This is a genomic window from Polaromonas sp. P2_G11 (assembly GCF_056403595.1).
Genome location: NZ_JBFUFE010000001.1, coordinates 300,873 through 327,084 on the forward strand (window position 1 = coordinate 300,873; position 26,212 = coordinate 327,084).

General features: G+C 61.7%; 26 protein-coding genes and 3 tRNA genes. 12 read left to right on the forward strand and 17 right to left on the reverse strand.

The window, feature by feature from the left end:
* Positions 1-49: 49 nt before the first annotated feature.
* Entirely contained in the window at positions 50-1,435 is a 1,386-nt protein-coding gene (locus AC1DWQ_RS01515; protein WP_477668061.1) for a phosphomannomutase/phosphoglucomutase, read from the reverse strand.
* Positions 1,436-1,678: 243 nt separating this feature from the next.
* Between AC1DWQ_RS01515 and AC1DWQ_RS01520 the strand changes: the two genes are divergently transcribed.
* From AC1DWQ_RS01520 to AC1DWQ_RS01540, 5 genes are all read left to right on the forward strand, one after another.
* Entirely contained in the window at positions 1,679-3,187 is a 1,509-nt protein-coding gene (locus AC1DWQ_RS01520; protein ID WP_477668062.1) for a DNA-3-methyladenine glycosylase 2 family protein, read from the forward strand.
* 215 nt (positions 3,188-3,402) lie between these two features.
* Positions 3,403-3,924, forward strand: a complete 522-nt coding sequence (locus AC1DWQ_RS01525; RefSeq protein WP_477668063.1) for a methylated-DNA--[protein]-cysteine S-methyltransferase — start codon at positions 3,403-3,405, stop codon at positions 3,922-3,924.
* Positions 3,921-4,871, forward strand: a complete 951-nt coding sequence (locus tag AC1DWQ_RS01530) for a DMT family transporter (protein WP_477668064.1) — start codon at positions 3,921-3,923, stop codon at positions 4,869-4,871. Before AC1DWQ_RS01525 ends, AC1DWQ_RS01530 begins: the two co-directional genes overlap by 4 nt.
* Positions 4,868-5,032, forward strand: a complete 165-nt coding sequence (locus AC1DWQ_RS01535; protein ID WP_477668065.1) for a hypothetical protein — start codon at positions 4,868-4,870, stop codon at positions 5,030-5,032. Before AC1DWQ_RS01530 ends, AC1DWQ_RS01535 begins: the two co-directional genes overlap by 4 nt.
* 607 nt (positions 5,033-5,639) lie before the next feature.
* Entirely contained in the window at positions 5,640-6,326 is a 687-nt protein-coding gene (locus AC1DWQ_RS01540; protein WP_477668066.1) for a hypothetical protein, read from the forward strand.
* A 32-nt stretch (positions 6,327-6,358) separates the two neighbouring features.
* On the opposite strand, the gene AC1DWQ_RS01545 is transcribed toward AC1DWQ_RS01540, so the two are convergent.
* A complete protein-coding gene (locus AC1DWQ_RS01545) occupies positions 6,359-7,018 on the reverse strand; it encodes a DUF1345 domain-containing protein (RefSeq protein ID WP_477668067.1) in 660 nt (219 codons plus the stop codon).
* 158 nt (positions 7,019-7,176) lie between these two features.
* Positions 7,177-7,671: an Lrp/AsnC family transcriptional regulator gene (locus tag AC1DWQ_RS01550; protein ID WP_477646422.1), complete on the reverse strand. Its 495-nt coding sequence runs from the start codon at positions 7,669-7,671 to the stop codon at positions 7,177-7,179.
* A 271-nt stretch (positions 7,672-7,942) separates the two neighbouring features.
* Between AC1DWQ_RS01550 and AC1DWQ_RS01555 the strand changes: the two genes are divergently transcribed.
* Positions 7,943-8,929, forward strand: coding sequence for a Bug family tripartite tricarboxylate transporter substrate binding protein (locus tag AC1DWQ_RS01555; protein WP_477668904.1), 987 nt, complete (start codon positions 7,943-7,945; stop codon positions 8,927-8,929).
* A gap of 133 nt (positions 8,930-9,062) precedes the next feature.
* Positions 9,063-10,193 carry an ABC transporter substrate-binding protein gene (locus AC1DWQ_RS01560; protein WP_477668905.1) on the forward strand — a complete coding sequence of 377 codons (1,131 nt, stop codon included), beginning with the start codon at positions 9,063-9,065 and terminating at the stop codon, positions 10,191-10,193.
* A 122-nt stretch (positions 10,194-10,315) separates the two neighbouring features.
* Here AC1DWQ_RS01560 and AC1DWQ_RS01565 read toward each other — a convergent pair.
* The 10 genes from AC1DWQ_RS01565 to pip form a co-directional block, all read right to left on the reverse strand.
* Positions 10,316-10,392, reverse strand: a tRNA-Asp gene (locus tag AC1DWQ_RS01565).
* Between the two features lie 104 nt (positions 10,393-10,496).
* Positions 10,497-10,572, reverse strand: a tRNA-Glu gene (locus AC1DWQ_RS01570).
* An 83-nt stretch (positions 10,573-10,655) separates the two neighbouring features.
* A tRNA-Ala gene (locus tag AC1DWQ_RS01575) sits at positions 10,656-10,731 on the reverse strand.
* 74 nt (positions 10,732-10,805) lie between these two features.
* The gene (gene gltX, locus AC1DWQ_RS01580) at positions 10,806-12,200 is read right to left on the reverse strand and encodes a glutamate--tRNA ligase (RefSeq protein WP_477668068.1); all 1,395 of its coding nucleotides are present in this window, start codon (positions 12,198-12,200) and stop codon (positions 10,806-10,808) included.
* A gap of 16 nt (positions 12,201-12,216) precedes the next feature.
* Positions 12,217-13,431, reverse strand: a complete 1,215-nt coding sequence (locus AC1DWQ_RS01585) for an O-succinylhomoserine sulfhydrylase (protein ID WP_477668069.1) — start codon at positions 13,429-13,431, stop codon at positions 12,217-12,219.
* A gap of 4 nt (positions 13,432-13,435) precedes the next feature.
* On the reverse strand, positions 13,436-14,965 hold the full coding sequence (gene purF / locus AC1DWQ_RS01590; protein WP_477668070.1) for an amidophosphoribosyltransferase: 1,530 nt from the start codon (positions 14,963-14,965) through the stop codon (positions 13,436-13,438).
* Positions 14,966-14,999: 34 nt separating this feature from the next.
* Positions 15,000-15,485: a CvpA family protein gene (locus AC1DWQ_RS01595; RefSeq protein WP_477668071.1), complete on the reverse strand. Its 486-nt coding sequence runs from the start codon at positions 15,483-15,485 to the stop codon at positions 15,000-15,002.
* Positions 15,486-15,496: 11 nt separating this feature from the next.
* A complete protein-coding gene (locus tag AC1DWQ_RS01600) occupies positions 15,497-16,300 on the reverse strand; it encodes an SPOR domain-containing protein (RefSeq protein ID WP_477668072.1) in 804 nt (267 codons plus the stop codon).
* Between the two features lie 89 nt (positions 16,301-16,389).
* Entirely contained in the window at positions 16,390-17,700 is a 1,311-nt protein-coding gene (folC, locus tag AC1DWQ_RS01605) for a bifunctional tetrahydrofolate synthase/dihydrofolate synthase (protein ID WP_477668073.1), read from the reverse strand.
* A gap of 137 nt (positions 17,701-17,837) precedes the next feature.
* Positions 17,838-18,809 (reverse strand): prolyl aminopeptidase, encoded by a 972-nt coding sequence (gene pip, locus AC1DWQ_RS01610; protein WP_477668074.1) that lies wholly within the window; start codon positions 18,807-18,809, stop codon positions 17,838-17,840.
* Positions 18,810-18,999: 190 nt separating this feature from the next.
* Here pip and AC1DWQ_RS01615 point away from each other — a divergent pair, with 190 nt between their 5' ends.
* A complete protein-coding gene (locus AC1DWQ_RS01615; RefSeq protein WP_477668075.1) occupies positions 19,000-19,344 on the forward strand; it encodes an ArsC family reductase in 345 nt (114 codons plus the stop codon).
* 206 nt (positions 19,345-19,550) lie between these two features.
* Positions 19,551-20,255, forward strand: a complete 705-nt coding sequence (locus tag AC1DWQ_RS01620; RefSeq protein ID WP_477665543.1) for a glycine zipper 2TM domain-containing protein — start codon at positions 19,551-19,553, stop codon at positions 20,253-20,255.
* Positions 20,256-20,330: 75 nt separating this feature from the next.
* Here AC1DWQ_RS01620 and AC1DWQ_RS01625 read toward each other — a convergent pair whose 3' ends face one another.
* Together AC1DWQ_RS01625 and AC1DWQ_RS01630 are read right to left on the reverse strand one after the other, a co-directional pair.
* Complete coding sequence (locus AC1DWQ_RS01625; RefSeq protein ID WP_477668076.1) at positions 20,331-21,101, reverse strand: anti-sigma factor; 771 nt, start codon at positions 21,099-21,101, stop codon at positions 20,331-20,333.
* Positions 21,101-21,676, reverse strand: coding sequence for an RNA polymerase sigma factor (locus AC1DWQ_RS01630; RefSeq protein WP_477650164.1), 576 nt, complete (start codon positions 21,674-21,676; stop codon positions 21,101-21,103). The genes AC1DWQ_RS01625 and AC1DWQ_RS01630 overlap by 1 nt, the downstream gene beginning before the upstream one ends.
* Before the next feature lie 239 nt (positions 21,677-21,915).
* Here AC1DWQ_RS01630 and ppnP point away from each other — a divergent pair, with 239 nt between their 5' ends.
* Both ppnP and argG read left to right on the forward strand, forming a co-directional pair.
* A complete protein-coding gene (gene ppnP, locus AC1DWQ_RS01635; protein ID WP_477668077.1) occupies positions 21,916-22,242 on the forward strand; it encodes a pyrimidine/purine nucleoside phosphorylase in 327 nt (108 codons plus the stop codon).
* Between the two features lie 43 nt (positions 22,243-22,285).
* A complete protein-coding gene (gene argG / locus AC1DWQ_RS01640; RefSeq protein WP_477668078.1) occupies positions 22,286-23,623 on the forward strand; it encodes an argininosuccinate synthase in 1,338 nt (445 codons plus the stop codon).
* 138 nt (positions 23,624-23,761) lie between these two features.
* On the opposite strand, the gene AC1DWQ_RS01645 is transcribed toward argG, so the two are convergent.
* Both AC1DWQ_RS01645 and murB read right to left on the reverse strand, forming a co-directional pair.
* Positions 23,762-24,613, reverse strand: coding sequence for a glycine-rich domain-containing protein (locus tag AC1DWQ_RS01645; protein WP_477668079.1), 852 nt, complete (start codon positions 24,611-24,613; stop codon positions 23,762-23,764).
* Positions 24,613-25,677 carry a UDP-N-acetylmuramate dehydrogenase gene (murB, locus tag AC1DWQ_RS01650; RefSeq protein WP_477668080.1) on the reverse strand — a complete coding sequence of 355 codons (1,065 nt, stop codon included), beginning with the start codon at positions 25,675-25,677 and terminating at the stop codon, positions 24,613-24,615. Before murB ends, AC1DWQ_RS01645 begins: the two co-directional genes overlap by 1 nt.
* A gap of 45 nt (positions 25,678-25,722) precedes the next feature.
* Here murB and AC1DWQ_RS01655 point away from each other — a divergent pair, with 45 nt between their 5' ends.
* The gene (locus AC1DWQ_RS01655; RefSeq protein WP_477668081.1) at positions 25,723-26,208 is read left to right on the forward strand and encodes a YajQ family cyclic di-GMP-binding protein; all 486 of its coding nucleotides are present in this window, start codon (positions 25,723-25,725) and stop codon (positions 26,206-26,208) included.
* The last annotated feature ends 4 nt before the right edge of the window (positions 26,209-26,212 follow it).

Here is a 26,212-nt window from a genome sequence, read left to right on the forward strand (position 1 = left end):
CCTCGAGGGGGGAACAGACTACACGCAGTGAGTCTGGAAGGGGGTGAGCTTAATGTGAGGCGGCAGCGAAGCTGGCGCCGGGCTTGACGCTCCGCAACAAGGTCAGCATGTCGGTCTCGATGCGCTCCAGTGCCTTTTGGGTGTGGCCCTCAAAGCGCAGCACCAGCACCGGCGTGGTGTTGGATGCACGGATCAATCCAAAGCCGTCGGGCCAGTCAACGCGCACGCCATCAATCGTCGAGATCCTGGCAGGCGCCGCGAATTTCGCGGATTTGATCAAGGCCTCCACCACCGTGTGCGGCTCGCCTTCCTTGCAGGCCACGTTCAGTTCGGGCGTGCTGAAGCTGGTAGGCAGGGCATTGAGCACGATGCCGGCGTCGGGCACGCGGCTCAGGATTTCCAGCAAGCGCGCGCCGGCGTAAGTGCCGTCGTCAAAGCCGTACCAGCGCTCCTTGAAGAAGATATGGCCGCTCATTTCGCCGCCCAGCGGCGAATCGACTTCTTTCATCTTCGCCTTGATGAGTGAGTGGCCGGTCTTGTACATCAACGGCACACCACCAGCGGCCTCGATCTCGGGCGCCAGGCGCTGCGAGCATTTCACGTCGAACAAGATGGTGCCGCCCGGCACGCGTGAGAGCACGTCGCGGGCAAACAGCATCATCTGCCGGTCGGGGTAAATGTTCTGGCCGTCTTTGGTGACGATGCCGAGGCGGTCGCCGTCGCCGTCAAAGGCCAGGCCCAGTTCGGCCTTGCCGCTTTGCAGGGCCTTGATCAAATCCTGCAGATTTTCGGGCTTGCTGGGGTCGGGGTGGTGGTTGGGGAAATTGCCGTCCACTTCACTGAAGAGTTCGGTCACCTCGCAGCCGAGCGCGCGAAAGATCGCAGGCGCCGAAGCGCCGGCTATGCCGTTGCCAGAGTCGATAACGATTTTGAGCGGACGCTCGAGCTTGATGCCGGACACGATGCGGTCGCGGTAGGCCGTTTCAACATCGACCTGGCGAATGGCGCCGGCCTGGGACGGCAACACCCATGTCTCGCCTTCCATCGCGCGGCGCAGCGCCTGGATTTCTTCGCCATAAATGGCGCGGCCTGCCAGCACCATCTTGAAGCCGTTGTAGTCCTTGGGGTTGTGACTGCCTGTGACCTGGATACCGGAAGCCGTGAGGGTGCTGGCCGCAAAGTACAGCATGGGGGTGGTCACCATGCCGACGTCGATCACTTCCATCCCCACCGCGGCCAGGCCGCGCATCAGCGCTGCACTGAGCGATGGCCCGCTGAGGCGCCCGTCACGGCCTACCGCCACGGATTTCTCACCTTCGGCCAGCGCCGCCATGCCAAAAGCCTTGCCCAGCGCCTCGGCCATTTCCTCATGGATGGTGGAGGGCACGACACCGCGGATGTCGTAGGCCTTGAAGATGGACGGGTTGATTTGCATCGGCGAGATCCTTCAATTTGATGGGTTTGATTGTAGGGGGCGGTCCTTTCGCGAACTGTAGGCCGCCACCGTTTCCAGGGGGCCCGTTCAGACTATGGAAAGCTTCGCCAAAGTGGTATCTAACCGGTCTCCAACGAGGCAAAAAACAGCTAGCCTGGACAGGAATTTTGAAGGCTTTTTCGACCAAAGGGACATGTCCGAAAACGGCTAGTCAACAGCCTGCTGCGGCGTATCATTTCCCTCATGAACCGCGAAACCACCCCTCTTGCCGACAACGACTGCTACCTTGCCCTGAAGGCGCGGGACGCCCGGTTTGACGGCAGCTTTTTCACCGGTGTGACCTCCACCGGCATCTATTGCCGCCCGGTCTGCAGCGTGAAAACCCCCAAGCGCGAAAACTGCCGCTTCTTTCACCACGCTGCCCAGGCCGAGAGCGCGGGCTTTCGTCCCTGCCTGCGCTGCCGGCCCGAGCTGGCGCCGCATTCAGTGGTGTGGTCAATACAGGATGCGTCCTACATCCTGGCGCACCAGGCGGCGCGCCTGCTGGATGAGCCCGAGGTGTGGACCGAGGAAGCACCTTCTGTAGAAAAGCTGGCCGCCAGGCTGGGCGTGAGCGATCGCCACGTGCGACGGATTTTCGAGGCACAGTTCGGCGTCTCGCCCATGCAATACCTGCAGACGCACAGGCTGCACACGGCCAAACAATTGCTGGCCGACACCAATCTGCCCATCACGCAGATTGCGCTGATCAGCGGTTTTGCCAGCGTGCGGCGCTTTAATGCTGCCTTTGTGGAGCACTACAAACTCAACCCCACGCAGCTTCGGCGCCAGGGCCCGGCCCGGGTCGGCGAGGTGGGCGAAGGCGTCATCGTGCGGCTGGGCTACCGCCCGCCCTATGACGTGCAGGCGATGCTGGCCTTCTTCAGCAAGCGCTGCATCAGTGCCATTGAATTCATTGACGCGGACGCTGCGCAGCCCGCTCTGGGCCGGACTTTCAGCATCGAGTCGGGCGGCAAGCTGCATGCCGGCTGGCTGCTCGCAAGCTTTGATGAAAGCCGTTCGCAGTTGGTGCTGCGCGTCAGCGATTCGCTGCGCGAAGTGTTGCCGCTGGTGATACGCCGCGTGCGCACCACCTTTGACCTGGACGCTGATCCGGCCACCATCAACAGCGTACTGCACGACAGTTTTCCCGAAGGCGACGGCCTGCGAGTGCCAGGCGCGCTGGATGGCTACGAGCTGGCGGTGCGCGCCGTGCTGGGCCAGCAGATCACCGTGGCCGCCGCGCGCACGCTGGCGCAGCGCATGGTGGACCGTTTTGGCGAACCCGTGGAAACACCGTGGCCACAGCTGACGCGCCTCTTTCCCGCCCCGGCCGTACTGGCCGCAGCCAGTGGCGATGCGCTCGGGCAACTGGGCATCGTCAGGCAGCGCCAGGCCGCCATCGTGGGAATCGCGCAGGCAGTGGCAGAAAAACGCCTTCAATTGCACAGTGGCGCCGACATCAACACGACGGTGGCTACGCTTAAAGGGTTGCCCGGCATCGGTGACTGGACGGCGCAATACATAGCCATGCGGACATTGCGCTGGCCCGATGCGTTTCCTTCAGGCGATGTGGCGCTACACAAGGCGCTGGGTGTGCAGGAAAAAAAGAACCCGGCACGGGAGGCTGAGCTGGCCTCGGATGCATGGAAACCCTGGCGCAGCTACGCGGTGATACGCGCCTGGAGCGGCACGCTCGAGCGCCCCGGCTGACGGCGCAATAGCGACAACATGCCGATTCATGCGTTCGGGGAATGAATGCAGCGCTTCGATTTCATTGGACGGTCCAGCGCCTTGGCGCGAACATCGCCGGTGAATGATCGAGCCAGTCTTTGCCCGTAAAAGAGACAAGTCAGCTTAAGCCGCCTATTCAGGCCCGAAAAAGACCTGATAAGGCAGAAACTCGAAACCATTCAAAGGTGAACAAGATGAAATTCGACAACTCCGTCGTCCAGACGACCTTCCACAGCCCCCTGGGGGAAATGATCATTGCCGCGACTGACAAAGGCCTGGCCGGCACCTGGTTTGCCGGCCAGCGTCACCTGCCGCCGCAACTCGTGAAACCTTATGTGTGGCGCGAAGACCCGGACCACCCGGTGCTCAGGCAGACCATCAAGCAACTCACGGAATACTATGCCGGCACACGCACCGAATTCGACCTGCCGCTGGACCTGGGTCACGGAACGGCCTTCCAGCAGTCGGTATGGCAGGCGCTGCTGGCCATTCCGCAGGGCGGCACCCTCAGCTACGGCCAGGTGAGCCAGCGTATCGGCAAGCCGCAAGCCGTGCGCGCCGTGGGCGCAGCAGTCGGGCGCAACCCGGTCAGCGTGATCGTGCCCTGCCACCGGGTGCTGGGCTCCGATGGCTCACTCACAGGCTACGCAGGCGGCCTGCACCGCAAAACCGCCTTGCTTAAACTCGAAGGCGCACTTCAGGAGAACACGCTGTGAGTTCCAGTCCCTCCGGTATCGCTGCGCCGGTGGGTGCGGCCCTCACCAAGCCCAAAAACTGGGCTGCCGATTTTGTGATGCTGGCCGCCATCTGGGGCTCGTCCTTCCTCTTCATGCGCATCAGCACGGTGGAGTTCGGTCCCCTGCCCACCGCCGCAGTGCGCGTGGGCATTGCGGCGTTGTTTTTGTTGCCCATCGTGTGGCTGCGCGGCCTGTTGCCTCACCTGAAGAAAAACTGGAAACGGATTTTTTTCATCGGCGTGCTCAATTCAGGCATTCCGTTTGCATGTTTTTCGTTTGCACTGCTGTCCATCACCACGGGCCTGTCGGCCATCCTCAACGCCACCGTCCCCATGTTCGGCGCACTGATCGCCTGGCTGTGGCTCAAGGACAAACCCAATGCCTCGCGCATCCTGGGCCTCTTCGTGGGTTTTGCCGGCGTCGCCATGCTGGCCTGGGACAAAGCCACCTTCAAGCCCGATGCCTCGGGTGTAGCACCGGGCTGGGCCGTGCTGGCCTGCCTGTTTGCCTGCCTCTGCTACGGCATATCCGCCAGTTACACCAAACGTTATCTGTCAGGCATGCCGCCGCTGGTCACTGCGGCGGGCAGCCAGATTGGCGCCACACTGGGCCTGGCCCTGCCGGCCGCCTGGCTGTGGCCGGCGCAGATGCCGGGCGCGCATGCCTGGCTGGCGCTGCTGGCCGTAGGTGTGGTCTGCACTGGGCTGGCCTATATTTTGTTTTTCCGCCTGATCGAAAACGCCGGCCCGCCGCGCGCGCTGTCGGTCACCTTCCTGGTGCCGGTGTTTGCCGTGATCTATGGCGTGATCTTCCTCGGTGAGCATGTGACGGCCTGGATGGTGATCTGCGCCGTGGTGATTGTGTGCGGCACGGCGCTGTCGACCGGCCTGCTCAAGCTGGGCCGCAAAGGCCCGACGCAAGGATGACTTCGGCCCGCAAGACCAAGCTCAAGCTGACCGCGCCCAAGCCTCGCAACCCTCTGGTGGCGCCGGCGTCGCAGCGCAAGGCCGGCTCGCACCGCAAATCCGAAGCGAGCCTGCGCAAGAAGGAAAAGATGGCGCTCAAAAAGCAGCTGTTTCAGCTGTAAATATGCGCGTCTCCCGGGTTGGGTGAGAATCGTGGCTCCAACCATCCGATTCAAACAACCAGATCGACTCGCATGCAGCAGTTCGACGTTCATGGCCAGTCGACCTGGCGCCGCACCACTTGATCGACTTCAACAACGTGAATCCAGCGAAACTGATGCCCAATCCCTGTTTCGAGCGAACGCCCAGCCGACAGCTTCGTTGTCCGTCAACGACACGCCCATGCTAAACGTCAGGCCGCACAATCTGCCACCCACCTCATGTCAAGTTCCCACCCTGAAGAGTCGCAGCAACCAAAGCGCGCTACCTGGCGCGGCCTCCTGATAGGCGCTTTTTTGCTCACGATCACCTGGCTCGGCGCTGTAATGCTGGAACCGGATCTTGTGGATGCCTCAGTCCAATCCGCAGATCCTTCCGTCATACGTGTCAACACGCCTATGTATTCTTCGGGCAGTTTCCGGCAACCTCGGCCGCCTGGCGCATTGCCTTATGGTCGTTGGGGCTGCCGGTTTCTTTTTTTTTCGGGGCATGGCTAGGCGCGCGGTGGCAAAGTGCGGCCTAAACCTTACCCAATCCGTACCTGACTCGAACTCCAGGCCTATACAAAATATGAACTATCAATACCTGCTCATTGCGATATCCACGGCATCACTGATGGCATGTGCAATTCCACCGACAACAACGGCTCAACAGAAGGCAGTGATAGCAGGACCCAATGATGCCAATGCGAAAAGCTTCCTCCTTACACAGGTGGTCACGCAAGTTCCACTTGGCAGCCGGGTTCTGAATATCCAGTACGGCTGGAGCTGCTTCACGGGCAACTCGGTCGACTGGCGCGGCGGAAGAATCAACCTGACAGATGACGAATTCAAGGATGCCTTTCGCAAAGAGTTCACTCAGTCCAACTACAAGGTTGCGGGCGACCCAAAAGCCCTGTTTGTTGACAAGACCGTTGCGAATGCGGAGTTGCTTGTCGCTGGAGCCATTGAAAAATACGAGTCCAATCTCTGCTTTCCTTTCTCCGGCAGCCCAAATGCAGATATCGGCATTACCGGCAAGCTAAAGGGTTCCACTTACCTGCAGGTTCGCTGGCAAGTCTTTAGCACAGCCTCCGGAAAAGTTGTTTTTGAAACCACGACAGATGGGTCTTTCAACGCTCCGGAAATTACTTCCGGCAGCGTGCCTGAGTTCCTTAAAAAGGCATTTGAGGCAAATGTCAGAAATCTGCTGGCGGAGCAGCGCCTGTATGAACTTGCAAAACCGGGCAAAGATGCCGCAAAGGCCAGCCCCATATGATCCATTAGGGACTTCGCGACGTCTGGCTGGCCCTACTGCAACGCGCCCGCCACCACATTGATGCTAAGCGCCAGGATCAGCATATTGAAGCCGAACGACAGCACGCTGTGCACCAGCGTGAGACGGCGCATCTCGCGCGAGGTGACCTGCACGTCGGAGACCTGCGAGGTCATGCCGACCACGTGGGCGTAGTACAAAAAATCGAAATAGTCCGGATCCAGCCCTCCGGGAAAACACAGGCCAGGCCCATCGGGCTCTCCGAGTTTTTCCTCGTGGTAATAGCGGTGCGCGTAGCGAAACGCATAAATGGTCTGCATGAACAGCCAGGAGGCGGCCAGTGCCGCGACTGACAACACGATGCGCAGCGTGCGCTCCATCCCTGACAGATTTTTGGACTGCTGCATCATGACCGTGATGGCCGCGACGCAGGCCATGGTAGCCAGCAGCATCAGCAAAAACAGGACCACGCTGGGCTCATCTTGTGCCTGCGCGCGCTCGCGCGTGCGTTTGGCGTCGAAACGCACGCACAGCCACCAGGCCAGCCACAGGTAAACGCCGACTCCGGCACACCAGCCCAGCAGGCCGCAAAACTGCCAGCCCAGGGGCAACGGTAAGGCCGCCACCACCAGCCCGGCCACCAGACCCAGGGTGAGACGCTGCGGTCCCGTGGTTTCGGAGAAATGTTTGCGCATGGGTGCATTGTGGGGCCGGTGGCGCCCCAGCTTCAAGCCCGCAGCCTCAAGGCAGGCTTGAAGAACCGACGGTGCGTGCCGGTACCACTCGTGGCAATGCGCGTTGTCCATGGTCGGGTGCGCTTCAACCTTCATCGGGATTGTCAACACCCTGAACACTACATAACAGGCAATTCCGTCGTTGAGAGCACCTGCTTCAGCACGACGAAGGTGCGGATCTGCCGCACCCCCGGGAGGTAGAGCAGCTCCGCGGCATGCAGGCGGTTAAACGATTCGTTGTCCTGCGTGCGGACGGTGACGAAATAGTCGAACTCGCCCGTCACCACCACGCATTCCAGGCAGCCCGGCACCTTCTGCACCGCTTTTTCGAAGTCGGCGAAGGACTGCGGTGTGGACCGGTCCAACACCACGCCGATCACGACCAGCATGCCAAGGTTCAGCGAAGCAGGATTGAGCAACGCGACGATGCGCTGTACCAGGCCCATCGACTTCAGGCGCTCCACCCGGCGCAAGCAGGCTGCGGGGCTCAGGTGCACCTTGGCTGCCAGTGCCACATTGGAGATCGATGCATCGCGCTGGAGCAAGCGCAGGATCACTCGATCAACCCGGTCCAGGTCAGGTCGCGGGGTAGTTGTTTCATTCTGTAAACGCACTTTTATTTCTCTTTTTTCTTTAATCACACACTTCTCCAAATTTCTGAATTCAATTATTCAAATAATTGATCTCAAAAGTCAATCATGTTGCAACCCTGTTGCGTGGCCTCGGCGATAGACTTTCCTTGACTCCTCAAGCGGATTTCCGACATGCCCTCCAACTTTGCCGCTTGGGAATTCTGGATATCCCGAAACGCAATGCCTGCAGTTTCCTGTTTCGCAATGGTTGATCAACGCGGCCCATGCCGTATCAAAGAGGAGCAATACGATGATGAACCCAAGGTATGAGAAGCGCTTCTTCCTGGCCATGGCGCTGGTCTTGCTGGCCCCATGGGCCAGCGTTCACGCGCAGGGCTATCCGTCCAAGCCGGTCCAACTGGTCATTCCTTTTCCGCCGGGCGGTGCCACCGACATCGCCGGGCGGCTGGTCGCCAAGAAACTGGCTGAACGACTGGGCCAGCCGGTGGTCATCGACAACCGCCCGGGCGCCGGCACCGTCGTCGGCGCCGCTTTTGTTGCCAAGGCGGCGCCGGACGGCTACACGCTGCTGATCAGCTCTGGTTCCACCTTCACGGTGAATCCAGCGCTCATGCCCAAGCTGCCTTACGACCCGATCAAGAGTTTCGAGCCTGTCGGGATGGTGGCGCGCGTTCCCCTTGTTTTGCTGGCCAACGCCGATGTCCCGATCAACGACCTGAAGCAACTCATAACAGCAGTGCGCGCCGCGCCGGACAAGTACGTGTACGGGTCGTTCGGCAACGGCACCACAGGGCACTTCGCCGGCGAAATGCTGTGGAGCGCCGCTGGCATCAAGCTGCAGCACATCGCTTACAAAGGCAGCGCACCGGCGATGAACGACTTGATGGCCGGCCAAATCCCCTTCTCGATTGACACCGTCGCGGCGGCGCTGCCGCAGCTGAAGGCGGCCAAGCCGAGGATCAAGGCCATCGCCGTCACTGGCGAGAGCCGCGCGACGCAAATGCCCACGGTGGCGACTGTGGCGGAGAGCGGTTTCAAAGGTTTCTCGGCCGATTCCTGGCTGGCCATTGCCACGCCCAAGGGGGTGCCGGCGGATGTAAAAGCCAAGCTGCAGAAGGCGCTGGCTGAAACCATGAAAGATCCGGAGCTTCGCGAAAAACTCGTTGCGAACGGACTCGAATATGCCTGGGAGCCCGCTGCCACGGTTGCGGCGCGCATCGAAAACGAGCTGCCCCGCATGCGCGTGATTGCCCTGCGTTCCAACATCCGGATCGATTGAACGTGGCGGCCGGCAAGGACCTCGTGGCCTTCTCCGATTGTTACCCGTGGGGCTGGATTCACTATCTACAGCCTCAGGCTTGACAGGTGAAAGCGTTGCACGTGCGAGTTGGACCGCGTTAAGGAAACTGGAAATGAGAACTGGTCAGTTGATTGCCCGCTTGGCGGGCCTGGTTATCGCAAGCGGTATAGCGTCGTCCATACTGGCCGCGCAGCTTGTAGTCGGTCAGGTGGCGCCGTTGACCGGTATTGACGCGAGCCAGGGCCGCGCCTATGCAGCTGGAATGCAGTTGCATTTCAACGCCGTGAACAAGGCGGGCGGGGTCAACGGAAACACCTTCATCCTGGCGCGCCGCGACGACGCTGGACGTCCCGATGAAACACTCACCCAAACGCGCGCGCTTCTGGCCGAGGACAAGCCCGTGGTGCTTGCCGGCTATTTTGGAAGCCGCAATATCGCCCAGCTGGTTAGCGCGGGCGTATTTGAGCGCGAGCACATCGTGCTGGTCGGCTTCCGCGCGACCGAACTGAATCTGGACGTTCCGCAACTTTATGGCGTGCGTGCCACATTGCGGGACGAACTTGCAAGAATCACGGCGCATCTGGCGACAGTCGGAATCACCAGGCTTGGCTTGTTTTACGAAAACGGCCCCGGTGCTGCGCCACTCATCGCCGCCGCACAGGAAGCAGCGGCGAATGCCAAGGCCAGGATCGTGCAAACGGCGGGTTATGACGCTGGGACCAGCCGCGTGACTGCCGCCGCTGACGCCATGCTGCAAGCCTCGCCGCAGGCGATCATCATGATTGCAAGTGGAGGCGCAGCTTCCGGTTTTATTGAGAAATACCGCTCGGCCGGAGGAACGGCTCAGCTGTTTGCACACTCGGGTGCGGACATTGAGCAGATGGCGAAACGGCTTTCTGACGAGCAAATGCAAGGCATCGCGATCGCCCAGGTTACGCCCAGCCCCTACAAACTGACAAATCGGCTTTCCAAGGAGTTCAACGACATCGCGGCAACGGCCGGCGCGCAGGATGTTCCGATCAGCTACGCAATGATGGAAGGCTTCATCGCGGCCAAGGTGATTGTTGAAGCGGCCCGGCGGCAAGGCTCGCGTGTGACCCGTGAAGGTTTTGCTTCCGCTCTGGATGGACTGGACAGCTTTGACCTGGGAGGATATGTCATCGGATTTCGTCCGGGGATGCGCAATGGTTCGCGCTTCGTGGAGATGACGATCGTCAGCGGGAATGGAAGAATCCGGCAATAGAAAAGCAAGGCCGATACCGCTGCTTTGCGCCACTCACCCAATCTTGAGGACGCAGTCAAAGAACAAGGGCCGGAAAAGAGAAAAGGGTTAGCAGATACTTACCTGCTAACCCTTATCAATATTGGCGGAGTGGACGGGACTCGAACCCGCGACCCCCGGCGTGACAGGCCGGTATTCTAACCAACTGAACTACCACTCCTGGTAGTGACAACATTCGCTCTTTCGAGCCAAGTCGCTTGGCCCTTGCGGGCCGGCGGTTGTCAACTTGCGCCTTGGGCACCACACACAAGGTGCGATGAATGCTGGCGACCCTAAGGGGATTCGAACCCCTGTAGCCACCGTGAAAGGGTGGTGTCCTAGGCCTCTAGACGATAGGGTCAAAACCTTGGAACTTCCGGATGAGCCCCTGCTTTCACATGGGCCCACAAAACTTCAAATTCTTCCCGACTAACTTTTAACTTTTGGTGGAGGTAAGCGGGATCGAACCGCTGACCTCTTGCATGCCATGCAAGCGCTCTCCCAGCTGAGCTATACCCCCGTCAAGTTATTGAGGTTTCCCTGCAATTGTCGAGCCTTGAATTATAGCCCGAAAAATTGGCCTATTTCAAATCCTCAAACAAGCTTGAGCCGGGAGACCACATCTTCGCGCTTCATGAGCTCCAGAATCGCGTCGAGGGACGGGGTTTGCGGCGTGCCCATGACCAGCACGCGTACGGGCATTGCCAGCTGCGGCATCTTCAGGCCGGTGTCGGCCAGCACCTGTTTGATGGCGGCCGAGATCGCGGCCTTGCTCCACTCGCAGGCCACCAGGGAACTGCTCAGTTTTGCAATGGCCGGGCGCACTGCCTCCGTGACGTGCGTGCTGATGTCCTCAGCACTGGGCTTGCCCCCGGTCACCAGCAGTTGCAGCCAGCCGGCCAGCTCTACGAGTGTGCTGCAGCGGTCTTTAAAAAGCCCGCAACCGCGCGTCACCCATACCGGGTCCACGCCGGTAATGCCCTGGGCAGCCAGGAAGGGCTGCACCAGCGTTGCCAGTGTGTCATCAGGAGTGGCCTTCAGGTGTTGGGCATTGACCCAGCGCAGCTTGGCTTCGTCGAACTGCGCGGCGCTCTTGCCCAGGTGATCAAGGTTGAACCATTCAATGAATTGCTCGCGGCTGAAGATTTCGTCGTCGCCGTGGCTCCAGCCCAGGCGCGCCAGGTAATTGACCATGGCGTCGGGCAAATAACCTTCGGCGGCGTACTGCGTCACCGGCTTGGCGCCGTTGCGCTTGCTGAGTTTTTCGCCCTGCTCGTTGAGCACGGTCGGCAGGTGGGCGTACACCGGAGGCTCTTTACCCAGGGCCTTGAAGATGTTGATCTGGCGCGGCGTGTTGTTCACGTGGTCGTCGCCGCGGATCACGTGGGTCATGGCCATGTCGATGTCGTCGACCACCACGCAAAAGTTGTAGGTCGGCGTACCGTCGGGTCGCGCGATCACCAGGTCGTCGAGTTCGTCGTTGCTGATTTCGATGCGGCCCTTGACCTTGTCGTCCCAGACCACGCTGCCGCCTTGCGGGTTCATGAAGCGCAGCACCGGCTGCACGCCATCGGGCACGGGCGGCAAGGTCTTGCCGGGCGCCGGGCGCCAGGTGCCGTCATAACGCGGCTTCTCCTTGGCGGCCATTTGCTTTTCACGCAGGGCGTCGAGCTCGGCCATGCTCATGTAGCAGGGATAGACCAGGCCATCTTTCTGCATCTGCGCAAGCACAGCCTTGTAGCGGTCCATGCGCTGCATCTGGAAGAACGGGCCTTCATCGTGGTTCAGGCCCAGCCAGCGCATGCCTTCGATGATCACGTCGACGGCTTCCTGGCTGGAGCGCTCGACATCAGTGTCTTCGATGCGAAGAACGAAGTCACCGCCGGTGGCGCGCGCAAAAGCCCAAGGGTAAAGCGCTGAGCGAATATTGCCGAGGTGGATGAATCCGGTCGGGGAAGGAGCGAAGCGGGTTCTTGTCTTTTGGGTCATTGAGGCAGTCATGCAGTCATACGATAAGGCTCAGGCCGCGGGACAGGTCGGCCTTGATGTCGTCTACGTGGTCGAGCCCGACGGCCACGCGAACCAGGCCCTGGCCTATGCCGGCGGCCTGGCGCTGCTCTTCGCTGAGGCGCCCGTGCGACGTGGTGGCGGAATGGCTGATGATGGTCTTGGTGTCGCCCAGGTTGGTCGCAATGCTGAGCACCTGCGTGCTGTTGATCACCTTGAAGGCATTGGCGCGTGCCGCTTCCGGCGTGTCGCCAAGCACGTCAAACGACAGCACCGCGCCACCCAGTCCCGATTGCTGGCGCATGGCCAGCTCATGCTGGGGATGCGATTCAAGACCAGGGTAATAAACGCGCGCAACCGCGGGCTGCGTTTCGAGCCACTTTGCGACAGCCAGCGCATTTGCGCTCTGTGCCTGCATGCGGATGTTCAATGTCTCCAGGCCCTTGAGCACGACCCAGGCGTTGAAGGGCGCGAGCGTCATGCCGGCGGTGCGCACGATCGGGCCGAACACGTCGACGATGAGTTTGGACGAGCCGCAGAGCGCACCCGCCATCACACGGCCTTGGCCGTCGAGGTACTTGGTGCCCGAATGCATGATGAGGTCAGCGCCGAATTCCACCGGCCGCTGCAGGGCCGGTGAGCAAAAGCAGTTGTCCACCGCGAGCAAGGCGCCCACGCTGTGCGCAAGATCAGCCAGCGCCCGGATGTCGCAGACTTCGGTCAGCGGATTGGTCGGTGTTTCAGCAAACAGCAGCTTGGTGCCGGGTCGCAATGCGGCCTTCCACTCGCTCACGTCGGTCTGCGACACAAACGTGGTTTCAACGCCGAACTTCCCGAACTCGCGGCCTATCAGGGCGATCGTCGAGCCAAACATGGAACGCGAGCAGATGACGTGGTCGCCGGATTTCAACAAGCCCATGCACATCATCAGGATGGCGCCCATACCGGTCGAGGCGCCGATGGCGGCTTCGGTGCCCTCCATCGCGGCCAGGCGGCGCTCAAAGCTGGTGACCGTCGGGTTGGACGTGCGGCCGTAGGTATAGCCCTCCGTAGGGTCGGCAAAGCGCCGCGCCGAGGTCTCGGCATCGGGTTGCACAAAGCCGCTGGTCAGGTACAGCGCTTCGGAGTTTTCACCGTGCTGGCTGGGCTCCAGCGCGACGCGCACGGCCAGCGTATCGCGGTGCAGGTTGCCGGGCAATTGTTTTTTCGTCATGGGCTCAGGCTTCTTGCGGATTGGGCAGCGCCAGGCGGGACACATCCACATCGCTGTCTTCACCGATTTTCTCGGCGGTGTCGCCACGCTGCGAATTCATCGCCGCGATGGTCTCTGCGGTCACGTCGCCCGTGATGTAAACGCCGTCAAAGCAGGAGGCGTCAAAGCCGTCGAGCTTGCTGTTGAGTGAGCCGATGGCGCGCTTCATGCCTTCCACGTCCTGGTAGATCAGCGCGTCGCAACCAATGACTTCACGGATTTCTTCAATCGTGCGGCCATGGGCCACCAGCTCATCTGGCGTAGGCATGTCGATGCCGTATACGTTGGGATAGCGTACCGGCGGCGCCGCGCTGGCCAAATACACCTTGCGCGCGCCGGCGTCACGCGCCATCTGCACGATCTCACGGCTGGTGGTGCCGCGCACGATGGAGTCATCCACCAGCAACACGTTGCGGCCCTTGAATTCGCTGGCAATCACATTGAGCTTCTGGCGCACGGACTTCTTGCGCACGCCCTGCCCCGGCATGATGAAGGTACGGCCGACGTAGCGGTTCTTGACGAAACCTTCGCGATACGGAATGCCCAGCAGGTGTGCCAGCTGCGTGGCGCTGGGGCGGCTGGATTCGGGGATCGGAATGATCACATCGATCTCGCTGGGTGGCACGGTGGAGACCACGCGCTTGGCCAGCGTCTCGCCCAGGTTCAGGCGGGCCTGGTAGACCGAGATGCCGTCCAGAACCGAGTCGGGGCGCGCCAGGTAGACGAATTCAAAGATGCAGGGATTGAGCTTGGCATTGGGTGCGCATTGCTCGGCATGCACCACACCTTCCATGTCCACATACACGGCTTCGCCGGGCGCGATGTCGCGCTCGAACTGGTGCGAGGTGCCTTCCAGGGCCACCGACTCGCTGGCCACCATGACGGTGGTGCCGTTTTCATTCTCGCCGCGGCCAATGCACAGCGGGCGGATGCCGAACGGGTCGCGAAACGCCAGCAGGCCGTGGCCTGCGATCAGCGCGACGACGGCATAAGAGCCCTTCACACGCTTGTGCACGCCGCGCACTGCGGCAAACACATCAACCGGCTTGAGCGGCAGGCCGCGTGTGGTTTTTTCAAGCTCATGCGCCAGCACGTTGAGCAGCACTTCAGAGTCGCTGTCGGTGTTGATGTGGCGGTGGTCGGTATTGAAGAGCTCGGCCTTGAGCTCGGCCGCATTGGTCAGGTTGCCGTTATGCGACAGCACCAGGCCGAAGGGCGCGTTGACGTAGAACGGCTGGGCTTCGTCTTCGCTGTAGGCGTTGCCTGCCGTGGGGTAGCGCACCTGGCCCAGGCCCACCGTGCCCGGTAGCGCGCGCATGTTGCGGGTGCGAAAGACGTCGCGCACCATGCCCTTGGCCTTGTGCATGTAGAACTTGCGCCCCTGCTGTGTGACGATGCCCGCGGCATCCTGGCCGCGATGCTGCAAAAGCAGCAGGCCGTCATAAATCAGTTGATTGACCGGGGCTTTGCTGACGACGCCGACTATCCCGCACATGGTGTTCCGATCATGATGAGTTGACTCTTCAAAGTTAAATTAAATACTTGGCAAACTGTTCGGGCAATACCGGCTTCAGGGCTTTGAGCGTGGCCGTCAACACCGGCGCGCCCTTTGATTCCCGCCACCAACTGCTGGACTTCAGCGCCGTCATATCGATCACAACGGTCGCGGCCAGCAGCAAAACAATTCCGCGCAACGCACCAAAAGCGGCTCCGAATACTCTGTCCACAGGCGCCAGGCCGACGGCAGCCACCAGCTTCTTCACCACAAAGGCCAGCAACCCTGCCGCGAACACGGCGGCGATAAAGATCAGCACAAACGCCGCCGCATAACGTACCGGGTCAGAAGCAGACTGCACCGGCAAGCGGGTGGCCAGGTCGGGCGCAAACCATTGCGCCACAAAAAACGACACCACCCAGCCCAGCACCGACAACACCTCATACACCAGCCCGCGCCATGCGCCCAACAGCATGGAAAAAACCAGCACTCCCAGCAAAATCCAGTCAACAGCCGTCACGAAACTACTAATTACAAGGTCAGGATGGCAGCGGGTAAATCAAGGCCCTTGATCTTGGTCGCCGCCTTGTCGGCCTCGGCCTTGGTGGCAAATGGGCCCACGCGGACCCGGATGCGCTTGCCGTCTTTGGTTTCCGCCACTTGTGTATAGGTTTTGAGGCCCGCCTTTTCCACCTTCAGGCGCGCTTCGCGGGCCTTGGCCACGTCGGCAAACGCACCGACCTGAACCACAAAACGGCCGTCCGCCTCGCTGGCAGACGGTTTGGCGGCCGGCACAGCGGTGCCGTTCAGCAGTGCGGCGGCACGTGTGGCGTCATCGTTCGCAGCGGGCTTGGCCGGCTTGGTTTCTGACTTGGCTTCCGGTTTGACCGGAGGTTTCACCTCGGGTTTGGCTTCCGGCTTTGCTTCATTTTTGATAGCTGGTGGCGCAGATGCAGCAAGGGCTGGAGCCGGTTTTGATGAAAGAATTTCTTCCTTGGGCGCCAGGCTGGCGTCAGCGGTTACTTTTTCGGCGGGCTTGTCGGCCACCTTGGGGGCAGATGCGGAAGTGGCTGCCGGGGCACCGGGCCCGGGAATCACCAGGGGCTTGACCGTGCCTTTGCCGGGAATTTCAATCGGGATATCGACCGGAATGGGCCTGGGCTGGGTGTCAAACAACAGCGGGAAACCCAACACGCCGATCAGCACCAGCACGGCAGAACCGATCAGCCGGTGTTTGGCACGCTTGCGGATCACTTCCACGCTTTCCGTTTGAGCGGCTGACCCGGCATTGGAGGCAGCGTTGGAGCCGCCCCGGCGGAAATTGAAAAACGGCATGGTGTGGCTTGGATCCGATAAGGGGTGACGTTAACGGTGAACGCGGGCTGACGGCCCTTGGAATGCTTGACGGACCGGCTTGTCCGGTCTCAGGCGGCCAGGTGCGGGGCCGAAAGACGCGGCACACCGTCCTTCAAAATGCCGCCCACCGTATGGAAGGAGCCGAACACGACAATTCTATCAGCGGGGGTTGCGGCCCTGACCGCCGCCTGCAGCGCCGCTTCGGGTGATTTGTAAGTGCCGGCGCTTGCATCAGGGCGGGTATTGGCCGCCGTCCACCTGGCCTGCAAATCCTCGGCAGAAGCGGCCCGCGGCGTCGGCAAATCGGTGAAATACCACTTGTCGATGAGCGGCGCCACGCGCGCCAGCATGGGAGCCAGGTCTTTGTCGGCCATGGCACCGAACACCGCGTGTGTGCAGGGGTAAAAGCCCATGGCATCAAGGTTTTCAGCCAGCGCAGCCACCGAATGGGGGTTGTGCGCCACGTCCAGCACCAGCGTGGGCTGGCCGGGCACGATCTGGAAACGCCCCGGCAACTCGACCATCGACAAGCCGTTGCGCACCGCCTGGGCGGTGACCGGCAGGCGGTCACGCAAGGCCGTCAGCGCCGCCAGCACGCCCGAGGCGTTGACAAGCTGGTTGGCGCCGCGCAAGGCCGGGTACGCCAGGCCGGCATACCGGCGCCCGCGCCCTGCCCAGCCCCATTGCTGTTTGTCGCCCGAAAAATTGAAGTCCGTACCAAAGCGCCACAAGTCAGCGCCTACTCCGGCCGCGTAATCAATGATGCTTTGCGGCGGCACCGGGTCACTCACGATGACCGGCTTGCCGGCGCGCATGATGCCGGCCTTTTCGCGGCCAATGCTTTCGCGGTCGGGGCCCAGGTATTCCATGTGGTCCAGGTCGATGCTGGTGATCACCGCGCAGTCGGCGTCCAGCATGTTGACGGCGTCCAGCCGGCCACCCAGGCCGACTTCGAGGATGACGACGTCCAGCTTGGCGTCGGCCAGCAGCTGCAGGATGGCCAGGGTGGTGAATTCAAAGTAGGTCAGCGAGATCGCGTCGCCGCCCTGCGTGCGCGCCGCCTCGACGCGCGCGAACTGCGCAACCAGCTCGTCAGCCTTCACGATGTCGCCGCGCACCCGGCAGCGCTCTTCAAAATGCACCAGGTGCGGCGAGGTGAAGACGCCGGTGCGGTAGCCGGCCTGCAGCAAGATCGCTTCGAGCATCGCGCAGGTCGAGCCTTTGCCGTTGGTGCCGGCCACCGTGATGATGGGGCAGTCAAAAGCCAGGCCCATGCGCTTGGCCACAGCGCTGATGCGCGTCAGGCCCATGTCGATGCCGACGGGGTGCAGGTGCTCGCAGTAAGCCAGCCAATCGTCGAGGGTTTTGAGTTGTTCCATAGAGCCCACCATTGTCGCGTAGCTCGAATACCCCCGTTGGCGCTCACTGGCGTGTAGCGCCTTCCCCCTTGCAGGGGGCGGCGCCTGCGGCCTAGCAAAGCCAGTTCCGCGGCACCTGCTGGCAAAGAAGCAGGAGGTCAGCCTGCGAAACGGTCGGTGGCCGCTATGAGTTGGCGCAGGATGCCGGGCTCGTTGAAGGCGTGGCCGGCGTTGTCAATCATGTGGAATTCGGCCTCGGGCCAGGCGCGGTGCAGGTCCCACGCGGTTTTGGCTGGTGTGGCCACGTCGTAGCGGCCTTGCACGATGACACCGGGAATCCCAGCCAGCTTGTGCGCGTCGCGAATGAGCTGACCCTCTTCGAGCCAGCCGGCGTGCACAAAATAATGGTTTTCTATGCGCGCGAATGCCAGGGCGAAAGCGTCGTTACCATGCTGGGCGGTAAAAGACGGGTCGGGCAACAAGGTAATCGTCTGGCCTTCCCACAGGCTCCACGCACGGGCAGCCGCCAGTTGCGCAGCACGGTCGGCGCCCACCAGGCGTTTGCGGTAGGCGGCAATCAGGTCGCCGCGCTCCGCCGGGGGAATGGGTTTGACGAACTCTTCCCACAAATCAGGGAACAACCAGGACGCCCCCTCCTGGTAGTACCAGAGCAGCTCGGCGCGGCGCAGCGCAAAAATGCCCCGCACAATGAGCGCCGACACGCGGGCCGGATGAGCCTGGGCATACGCCAGCGCCAGTGCGCTGCCCCAGGAGCCGCCGAACACCAGCCAGCGCTCCACGCCCAGCAGGGTGCGCAAGCGCTCGATGTCGGCTACCAGGTGCCAGGTCGTGTTGTTTTCCAGTGAGGCACTGGGTCGGGAGCGGCCGCAGCCGCGCTGGTCGAACAGCAGCACGCAATAGCGCTCCGGGTCGAACAGGCGGCGGTGTTCGGGCGAGCAGCCCGCACCCGGGCCACCATGCAAAAACACCGCCGGCTTTCCTTGGGGGTTGCCGCATAACTCCCAGTACACCGAATGGCCGTCACCCGTTTCAAGAATGCCCGTGCGGAAAGGTTCGAGAGGCGGGTAAAGAACGGCGGGGGCAGTGCGCGTGGCTGAAGCAGCGGTCATGAGGCAAGGCATCCATACAAAAAAAGGTTGAGCCGGTCGGCGTTCTTCATTATTCCAGCCTTGCCAAAGGCCTGCCCACGCGTCCACGCCCTTGCCTGCCTTCGCAACAACGCTACTAATTTGATAGCTGCTCGCGCTCGTCCCGCTTGGCCGGAAGGCCTGTTTCTCTTAAATCTGCGAAAATCCGGCCATGATCATTCTTTACGGCATCCCCAATTGCGACACCGTCAAAAAGGCCCGTGCATGGCTAGTCGAACAAGGTGTTGACTACCAGTTTCACGATTTCAAGAAGCAGGGCGTGCCGCCCGACCAGCTGGCGCGATGGGCCCAGGCGGCAGGCTGGGAAAAGCTGCTCAACCGCCAGGGCACCACCTGGCGAAAGCTGGACCCGGCGCTGCAGGCCGGCGTGCATGACAGCGCCAGCGCGCAAACACTGATGCTGGCCAACCCCAGCGTCATCAAGCGGCCCGTGGTGGACTGGGGCAAGGACATCACCGTCGGTTTTGACGCCCCGGGCTGGGCTGCGAGGGTTTGAACGCACGGCGGGCCGACCGGTTACGTTTTGCAGCCTGTTTTGCCTTCAGAGGGCTTTAAAAGGCAGCTTTACCGTCGATTTACCGAACTCTGCACCCCAAAATGACTCTGACTTACTAAAATTACGTTTGCCACCCGAGCCATCACCCGACCAGGGTGAGCCCTTTGGCGGTGCAACTTCAGCCACGTGCTGAAAAGGGTTGAATCATGAAAAAAGCGCTTGTTCTCTCCGCTCTTGCTGCCGCCTCCGGGTTGGCTGCTGTACCCGCCTCCGCCATGGACATCCTGGCCCGGGTGATTTCAAGCACGCCGGTGGTGCAGCAAGTGGCTGTACCGCGCCAGGTCTGCAGCAACCAGCCCGTCGTTGTCCAGCAACCGAACTCGGGCGCAGGTGCGCTGATGGGCGCGCTGGCAGGCGGCGCAGCCGGTAACGCCATCGGCAATGGCGGTGGCCGTGCCGTCGCCACCATGATCGGGCTGGTGGGCGGTGCCATCGTTGGCGACCGCATCGAAGGCTCAAACAACCAGGTTCAAAACGTGCAGCAGTGCGCGACGCAAACCTATTACGAAAACCGCCCCAGCCACTACAACGTGGTGTACGAATACCAGGGCACGCAGTACAGCACGCAGATGGCCACCGACCCTGGCCAGTATGTGCGCCTGCAGGTCACACCGGTCGGCGCCATGGCACCGGCGCCGCAGACCTTCCAGTCTGCGCCCCAGCAGCCCCAGACCTATGTGCAGCCGGCACCCCAACCGGTGTACGTCCAGCCTGCTGTGACTTATGTGGAGCAGCCGGTGGTTTACCCGGCTTACTACCCCCGTCCCTATTACCAGCCCTACTACGCGCCCATCGGCCTTTCGCTGAACTTCGGTTACAGCCGGGGCTATGGCCACCACCACTGGCGCTAAGACCAACTGGCGGGCTGAACAAAAAAGGGGCGTTGTCAACGCCCCTTTTTGCTGTCCGCGAATATTCGACTGTTGCTATTTGGGCGTTTCAATCAGGGCACCCTTGAACAGCACCGGCCCGGTCGGCCCGCTGCCCGGCGGCACGCCACCCTTGGGCTCCAGCGTGATCGCCAGCGTCGGCACCTGGCGCATGTAGGTACCCGCGGCAGTCAAGCGAACCACGGGGTCTGCGCTCATCACACCCAGCGATTTGGGCGCCGCGCCGGGCGGCAAAGCCCAAAGCTCCAGGGACTTGTCGGGCTGCTCCCTGAAGCTGCCCACGCGCTTGAGCGACAGTGTCTTGTTCTTCGGATCAAACGTCACCAGCAGCGAGGCCGAAGCCTTGTCATCGGTCAGCACGGCCACGTATTCGATCTCGGGCGTGGCTGTCAGTTTGGCGGTCAGTTCGCTCACCTGCCCGCTCAGCCGGCCGTTCACGTTCAGCCCCACGACAACCGCCGCCGCAGTCGCGAGTGCGCCCGCCACAGCCCCGCCGCGCCACAGGCCCAGGCTGGACCACCAACCCATGACACCCGGAGCGACCCGCGCCGCCTGCATGGCGCGCGCCTCCTTGTCGGCCCGCACCAGGTTTTCAATGCGTTTCCAAACCACCGGGCTAGGCGCCTCTTGCGGCTGCAATTCGGCCACCGACGACAGGCGGCTTTGCCAGACCAGCGCCGCCGCGCGCAAAGTGGCGTTGTCGCGTGCCAACGTCTCAAACCGACGACGCGCACCGCCGCGCAAAGTGCCCAGCGCATAGCTGGCCGCGAGTTGCTCCATCAGGGCGGGATTACTTTGTAAATTCATCAGGCAAACCTCGCCATGCAGCCGCGAAGCTGCTCAAGTCCGCGCCGGATCCATGTTTTGACCGTACCCAAGGGCAGCTTCAGCTGCTCAGCCAGCTCGCCATGGCTCAAATCCCGCAAATACGCCAGGCTCACCACTTCACGTTGCTTGTGCTCCAGCTGGCCCAGGCACTGGTGCAAAGCCCAGGCCTGTTCGCTGGCCTGGGTCGTGTCCATCGGGTTGGGCGAATCGCCGGCCACCGTGTCGGAAATCACATCGTCGAGTTCCTGCATCAGGTCGGCCCGGTCCGAAGCCCGGCGCCGCAAAAAATCCAGGCCGCGGCTGCGCACCACCAGCGCCATCCAGGCCATGGGCGGTGACAGGGTCGCCTTGTAGTCGCCTGCGATGCGCCAGATGTTGAAGAAGGCCTCCTGCAACACGTCCTCAGCCCATTCACGGTTGGTCACCACACGAATCGCGACACCGTAGAGCTTGGACGAAGTCAGCTCATACAGCTCCCGCAGGGCCGACTCATCGGCCTGGGCCACGCGGTCAATCAGCGCGATCAATTGTCTGTCCGGGCTTTCTGGCTTCATGAAGAACATTGTCAGGTATTGGTGGCTATTGGGAAACACCGGCAGGCGGCTGGCATTGGGGATACGCCACAAAGGGCCAACCGGATTCACTGCGGGCCCGGCGAAGGGCTCCGGGTGACCTAAAATCAACGGTTTGGGCGCCACGCGGTGCTTTCCCGCAGCCCGGAACAGCCCCTTTCGTCTTTTTCTGTCTCTTCCCGCCTCTTCAGTCTCTTTCAGTCTCTTTTCAGCACCTTCCCATGCCTACCGAAAAAATCGACAACATCAGCGTGACCACCAAGGCCAACGTCTACTTTGACGGCAAATGCGTGAGCCACGGCATCACGCTGGCCGACGGCACCAAAAAATCGGTCGGCGTAATCCTTCCGGCCACCCTGACCTTTAATACCGGCGCGCCCGAGATCATGGAATGCGTGGCCGGTGCCTGTGAATACAAGCTGGCCGGCAGCGACAGCTGGGTCAGGTCTTCAGCCGGCGAAAAATTCAGCGTGCCGGGCAACGCCACGTTCGAAATCCGCGTCGCTGCCGGCGAAGCCGCCTATCACTACATCTGCTATTTCGGCTGACCCTTACATCACGTCTACGCATTCATCCCCAGGAACCCATTTCATGGCCACCATCCTCCAGAACCTTCCCGCCGGCCAGAAAGTCGGCATCGCCTTTTCGGGCGGCCTCGACACCAGCGCCGCACTGCACTGGATGAAGCTCAAGGGCGCGATCCCTTACGCCTATACCGCCAACCTCGGCCAGCCCGACGAGCCCGACTACGACGAAATCCCGCGCAAGGCGATGCAGTACGGCGCTGAAAAAGCCCGCCTGATCGACTGCCGTGCCCAGCTGGCCGCCGAAGGCATCGCCGCGCTGCAAAGCGGCGCCTTCCATATCACCACTGCGGGCGTGACCTACTTCAACACCACGCCGCTGGGCCGTGCCGTGACCGGCACCATGCTGGTGTCGGCGATGAAGGAAGACGACGTCAACATCTGGGGCGACGGCAGCACTTTCAAAGGCAACGACATCGAGCGCTTTTACCGCTACGGCCTGCTGACCAACCCGGGCCTGAAGATCTACAAACCCTGGCTGGACCAGCTCTTCATTGACGAGCTGGGCGGCCGCGCCGAGATGTCGGCCTTCATGACCAAGGCCGGCTTCGGCTACAAGATGTCGGCCGAAAAAGCCTACTCGACCGACTCCAACATGCTGGGCGCCACGCACGAAGCCAAAGACCTGGAAGAGCTCGCCACCGGCATGAAGATCGTCAACCCCATCATGGGCGTGGCCTTCTGGAAGGACGAAGTCGAAGTCAAGCGCGAAGAAGTGACCGTGCGCTTTGAAGAGGGCCGGCCCGTAGCGCTGAACGGCAAGACCTTCAGCAGCATGGTCGAGCTGATCCTGGAAGCCAACCGCATCGGCGGCCGCCACGGCCTGGGCATGAGCGACCAGATCGAAAACCGAATCATCGAAGCCAAGAGCCGCGGCATCTACGAAGCCCCCGGCCTCGCGCTGCTGTTCATCGCCTATGAGCGCCTGGTCACCGGCATCCACAACGAAGACACCATCGAACAATACCGCGACAACGGCCGCAAGCTCGGCCGCCTGCTGTACCAGGGCCGCTGGTTCGACCCGCAGGCCATCATGCTGCGCGAAACCGCCCAGCGCTGGGTGGCCAGCGCCATCACCGGCGAGGTCACGGTCGAACTGCGCCGCGGCAACGATTACTCCATCCTCAACACCGTCTCGGCCAACCTGACCTACAAGCCCGAACGCCTGAGCATGGAAAAGGTGGAAGACGCGCCTTTCTCGCCGGCAGACCGCATCGGCCAGCTGACTATGCGCAACCTGGACATCGTCGATACCCGCGACAAGCTGGGCATCTACACGCGCTCCGGGTTGCTGTCGCTGGAGCCCGGGGCTGCGATCCCACAGCTGGGCAAGACAGGCGAATAAAATCCGCGCTGAGAGCTTTCGGAAAAAACGGATGAAACCCTTTAGGGATAAGCGCAAGCAGCTATTAAAAACATAGCAAACGTCAAAAAGCCGCCTTCAGGCGGCTTTTTCGTTGGCCTTTCAACCCTCGGCCACGTGCTAATCCCCACCTCCGCCGCAACCTCCGCCGCATCCACCACCGTCGCTACCGCCATCACTGCCTCCGTCACCGTCACTACTGCCCTCGGATCCGCCGAACCCGTCCGCGTCGCCGCTGTAGCTGCCGTCGGAAAAGCTTTCGCCGCAATAAGCGCCCGCTGAACCGCCTGTTCCATCGTCACGCTGAGGCTGGCTGCAGTCGGGCAGGTAATGAAAGCCGTTGGGGATCGCCAGCTTCGCGTCCAGGGCAAAGAGCAGCGGCAGGCGGCTGGGCGAGCGCGGCTTGATGGCTTCGTCGCGGCAGGCCCAGTACCACGCGCGCCGCAGGCCGTCGTTGCTGGAAGCGCGGCGGCCCAGCACTTCAGCCGGTACATGGTCCATGAAACGGCCCAGCACGAGGTCGCACCACTCGCGGTAGGCGCGCGTGTGCAGGATGAATTCGTGCCACATGCTGTCGACCACGCGTGAGGGCATGGCCACAAACTTGCCCTTGCTGCGCACGCAGGCCAGGAAAAACTGCCGCAGCCCGCGCTCGACCAGCTCGGTGTCTTTGGCGCTCAGGTGCGGATAGGTGTCACGCAGCTTGCGCTTGAGGAACTGCGGCAGCGGCGCCTCGCGCACCAGGCGCTCGCGTTCGCGGCCTGCCCACACGGCCAGCACCACCATGGCCGCGACCAGCCCGAACATTCCGGTTGCCAGCCCCGTCGGTTTGCGCCATCCGGCCTCGCCGGCCATCATCAGCACCACCCAGAGGACGGTCAGCACGATCGCAAGCTGCCGCGCATGGCGCAGCACCAGGCGGCGCCAGAGCGCGATGTCTGGCCCGGTGTAGACCTTTGCGGCGGTCGCCATCAGACGACCACCGGTTCAGGCTCCAGCAGGATGCCAAAGCGTTCGTACACACTGGTCTGGATGGCCTTGGCCAGCGTCATGACCTCGCCGCCCGTGACCGGGTCGGCTGTGCCGCCGCGGTTGACCAGCACGAGTGCCTGTTTTTCATAGACACCGGCATTGCCGATGGTCTTGCCCTTCCAGCCGCAGGCGTCAATGAGCCATCCGGCGGCCAGTTTGACCGTGCCATCGGCGAGGTGGTAGTGAACGATTTTGGGCTCCCGCTGGATGATGTCGGCGCACTGCTCGGGCGAGACGGTCGGGTTCTTGAAAAAGCTGCCGGCGTTGCCGATCACCTGCGGATCAGGCAGCTTGGCTTTGCGGATTTCGCAGATCCAGTCGTAAATTTGCTGGGCGTCGGGCGTCTGGATGCCGGATTGCGCCATTTTTTTGTCGATGTCGGCATAGCCCAGCACCGGTTTCCACGCCTTGGGAAGGGCAAACCGCACGCGCGTGATGAACGCCTTGCCTTCCAGCCCAAAACCATGGGCGGCCGACTCCGGTGCCGAACTGCTGTGCTTGAACACAGAATCACGGTAGCCAAACGCGCATTGCGCGGCATTCAGGGTAAATGGCTGGCCTGTCGTCAAGTCGATGGCGTCGAGCGACTCAAAGCGGTCTTGCAGCTCCACGCCATAGGCGCCGATGTTCTGTACTGGTGATGCACCGACCGTTCCGGGAATTAATGCCAGGTTTTCAAGGCCCGGGTAGCCGTTTTGCAGCGTCCAGGTGACGAGGTCGTGCCAGTTTTCACCGGCACCGGCCTCAATAATCCAGGCCTTGGCGTCTTCCCTGAGCAACCGTTTACCCATGATTTCGACCTTGAGCACCAGCGGCTTGACGTCTCCGGTCAGCACGATATTGCTTCCGCCGCCCAGCACAAACTTGGGGGAGGCCTTCAGGGCCGGATCCTGCAAAGCTGCGGCAATATCGGCCTCCTTTGTCACCCGCACCAGGCTGAGTGCCTTCGCGACGATGCCAAAGGTGTTGGAATGCTGGAGTGGAACGTTTTTCTCGACTAACATCCGGGTGATTGTCTCACTCCAACCCCCGTAAAAAAGACTTGCACCATGCCCTCTTTCGACACCGTTCTTGAAGCCGATCTGGTCAAGGTCAAAAACGCCGTGGAAAACACCGGCAAGGAAGTCGGCAATCGCTTTGACTTCAAGGGCACCTCGGCCTCCATCGAGCTGAAGGACAAGGACATCATCCTCGTCGGCGACGGCGACTTCCAGATCGACCAGATCAATGACATCCTGCGCTCCAAGCTCGCCAAGGCAGGCGTTGACGTACGCTTTCTGGACACCGGCAAGATTGAGAAAATCGGCGGCGACAAGGTCAAGCAGACCAACAAGGTCCGCAATGGCATCGACACCGAAACCGCCAAGAAGATCCAGGCCGCCATCAAGGCCAGCAAACTCAAGGTGCAGGCCGCCATCCAGGAAGAAAAAGTCCGCGTCACGGGCGCCAAGCGCGACGACCTGCAGGCCGCCATGGCGCTGATCCTGTCCGAGATGAAGGACTTTCCGCTTACTTTTGACAACCGCCGCGACTAGGTCT

Bases quoted from the DNA above. Each gene is read 5' to 3' on its own strand.
- AC1DWQ_RS01515 (WP_477668061.1), bottom strand. From the start codon at position 1,435: ATGCAAATCAACCCGTCCATCTTCAAGGCCTACGACATCCGCGGTGTC.
- AC1DWQ_RS01520 (WP_477668062.1), top strand. From the start codon at position 1,679: ATGAACCGCGAAACCACCCCTCTTGCCGACAACGACTGCTACCTTGCC.
- AC1DWQ_RS01525 (WP_477668063.1), top strand. From the start codon at position 3,403: ATGAAATTCGACAACTCCGTCGTCCAGACGACCTTCCACAGCCCCCTG.
- AC1DWQ_RS01535 (WP_477668065.1), top strand. From the start codon at position 4,868: ATGACTTCGGCCCGCAAGACCAAGCTCAAGCTGACCGCGCCCAAGCCT.
- AC1DWQ_RS01540 (WP_477668066.1), top strand. From the start codon at position 5,640: ATGAACTATCAATACCTGCTCATTGCGATATCCACGGCATCACTGATG.
- AC1DWQ_RS01545 (WP_477668067.1), bottom strand. From the start codon at position 7,018: ATGCGCAAACATTTCTCCGAAACCACGGGACCGCAGCGTCTCACCCTG.
- AC1DWQ_RS01555 (WP_477668904.1), top strand. From the start codon at position 7,943: ATGAACCCAAGGTATGAGAAGCGCTTCTTCCTGGCCATGGCGCTGGTC.
- AC1DWQ_RS01560 (WP_477668905.1), top strand. From the start codon at position 9,063: ATGAGAACTGGTCAGTTGATTGCCCGCTTGGCGGGCCTGGTTATCGCA.
- gltX (WP_477668068.1), bottom strand. From the start codon at position 12,200: ATGACCCAAAAGACAAGAACCCGCTTCGCTCCTTCCCCGACCGGATTC.
- AC1DWQ_RS01585 (WP_477668069.1), bottom strand. From the start codon at position 13,431: ATGACGAAAAAACAATTGCCCGGCAACCTGCACCGCGATACGCTGGCC.
- purF (WP_477668070.1), bottom strand. From the start codon at position 14,965: ATGTGCGGGATAGTCGGCGTCGTCAGCAAAGCCCCGGTCAATCAACTG.
- AC1DWQ_RS01600 (WP_477668072.1), bottom strand. From the start codon at position 16,300: ATGCCGTTTTTCAATTTCCGCCGGGGCGGCTCCAACGCTGCCTCCAAT.
- folC (WP_477668073.1), bottom strand. From the start codon at position 17,700: ATGGAACAACTCAAAACCCTCGACGATTGGCTGGCTTACTGCGAGCAC.
- pip (WP_477668074.1), bottom strand. From the start codon at position 18,809: ATGACCGCTGCTTCAGCCACGCGCACTGCCCCCGCCGTTCTTTACCCG.
- AC1DWQ_RS01615 (WP_477668075.1), top strand. From the start codon at position 19,000: ATGATCATTCTTTACGGCATCCCCAATTGCGACACCGTCAAAAAGGCC.
- AC1DWQ_RS01620 (WP_477665543.1), top strand. From the start codon at position 19,551: ATGAAAAAAGCGCTTGTTCTCTCCGCTCTTGCTGCCGCCTCCGGGTTG.
- AC1DWQ_RS01625 (WP_477668076.1), bottom strand. From the start codon at position 21,101: ATGAATTTACAAAGTAATCCCGCCCTGATGGAGCAACTCGCGGCCAGC.
- AC1DWQ_RS01630 (WP_477650164.1), bottom strand. From the start codon at position 21,676: ATGAAGCCAGAAAGCCCGGACAGACAATTGATCGCGCTGATTGACCGC.
- ppnP (WP_477668077.1), top strand. From the start codon at position 21,916: ATGCCTACCGAAAAAATCGACAACATCAGCGTGACCACCAAGGCCAAC.
- argG (WP_477668078.1), top strand. From the start codon at position 22,286: ATGGCCACCATCCTCCAGAACCTTCCCGCCGGCCAGAAAGTCGGCATC.
- AC1DWQ_RS01645 (WP_477668079.1), bottom strand. From the start codon at position 24,613: ATGGCGACCGCCGCAAAGGTCTACACCGGGCCAGACATCGCGCTCTGG.
- murB (WP_477668080.1), bottom strand. From the start codon at position 25,677: ATGTTAGTCGAGAAAAACGTTCCACTCCAGCATTCCAACACCTTTGGC.
- AC1DWQ_RS01655 (WP_477668081.1), top strand. From the start codon at position 25,723: ATGCCCTCTTTCGACACCGTTCTTGAAGCCGATCTGGTCAAGGTCAAA.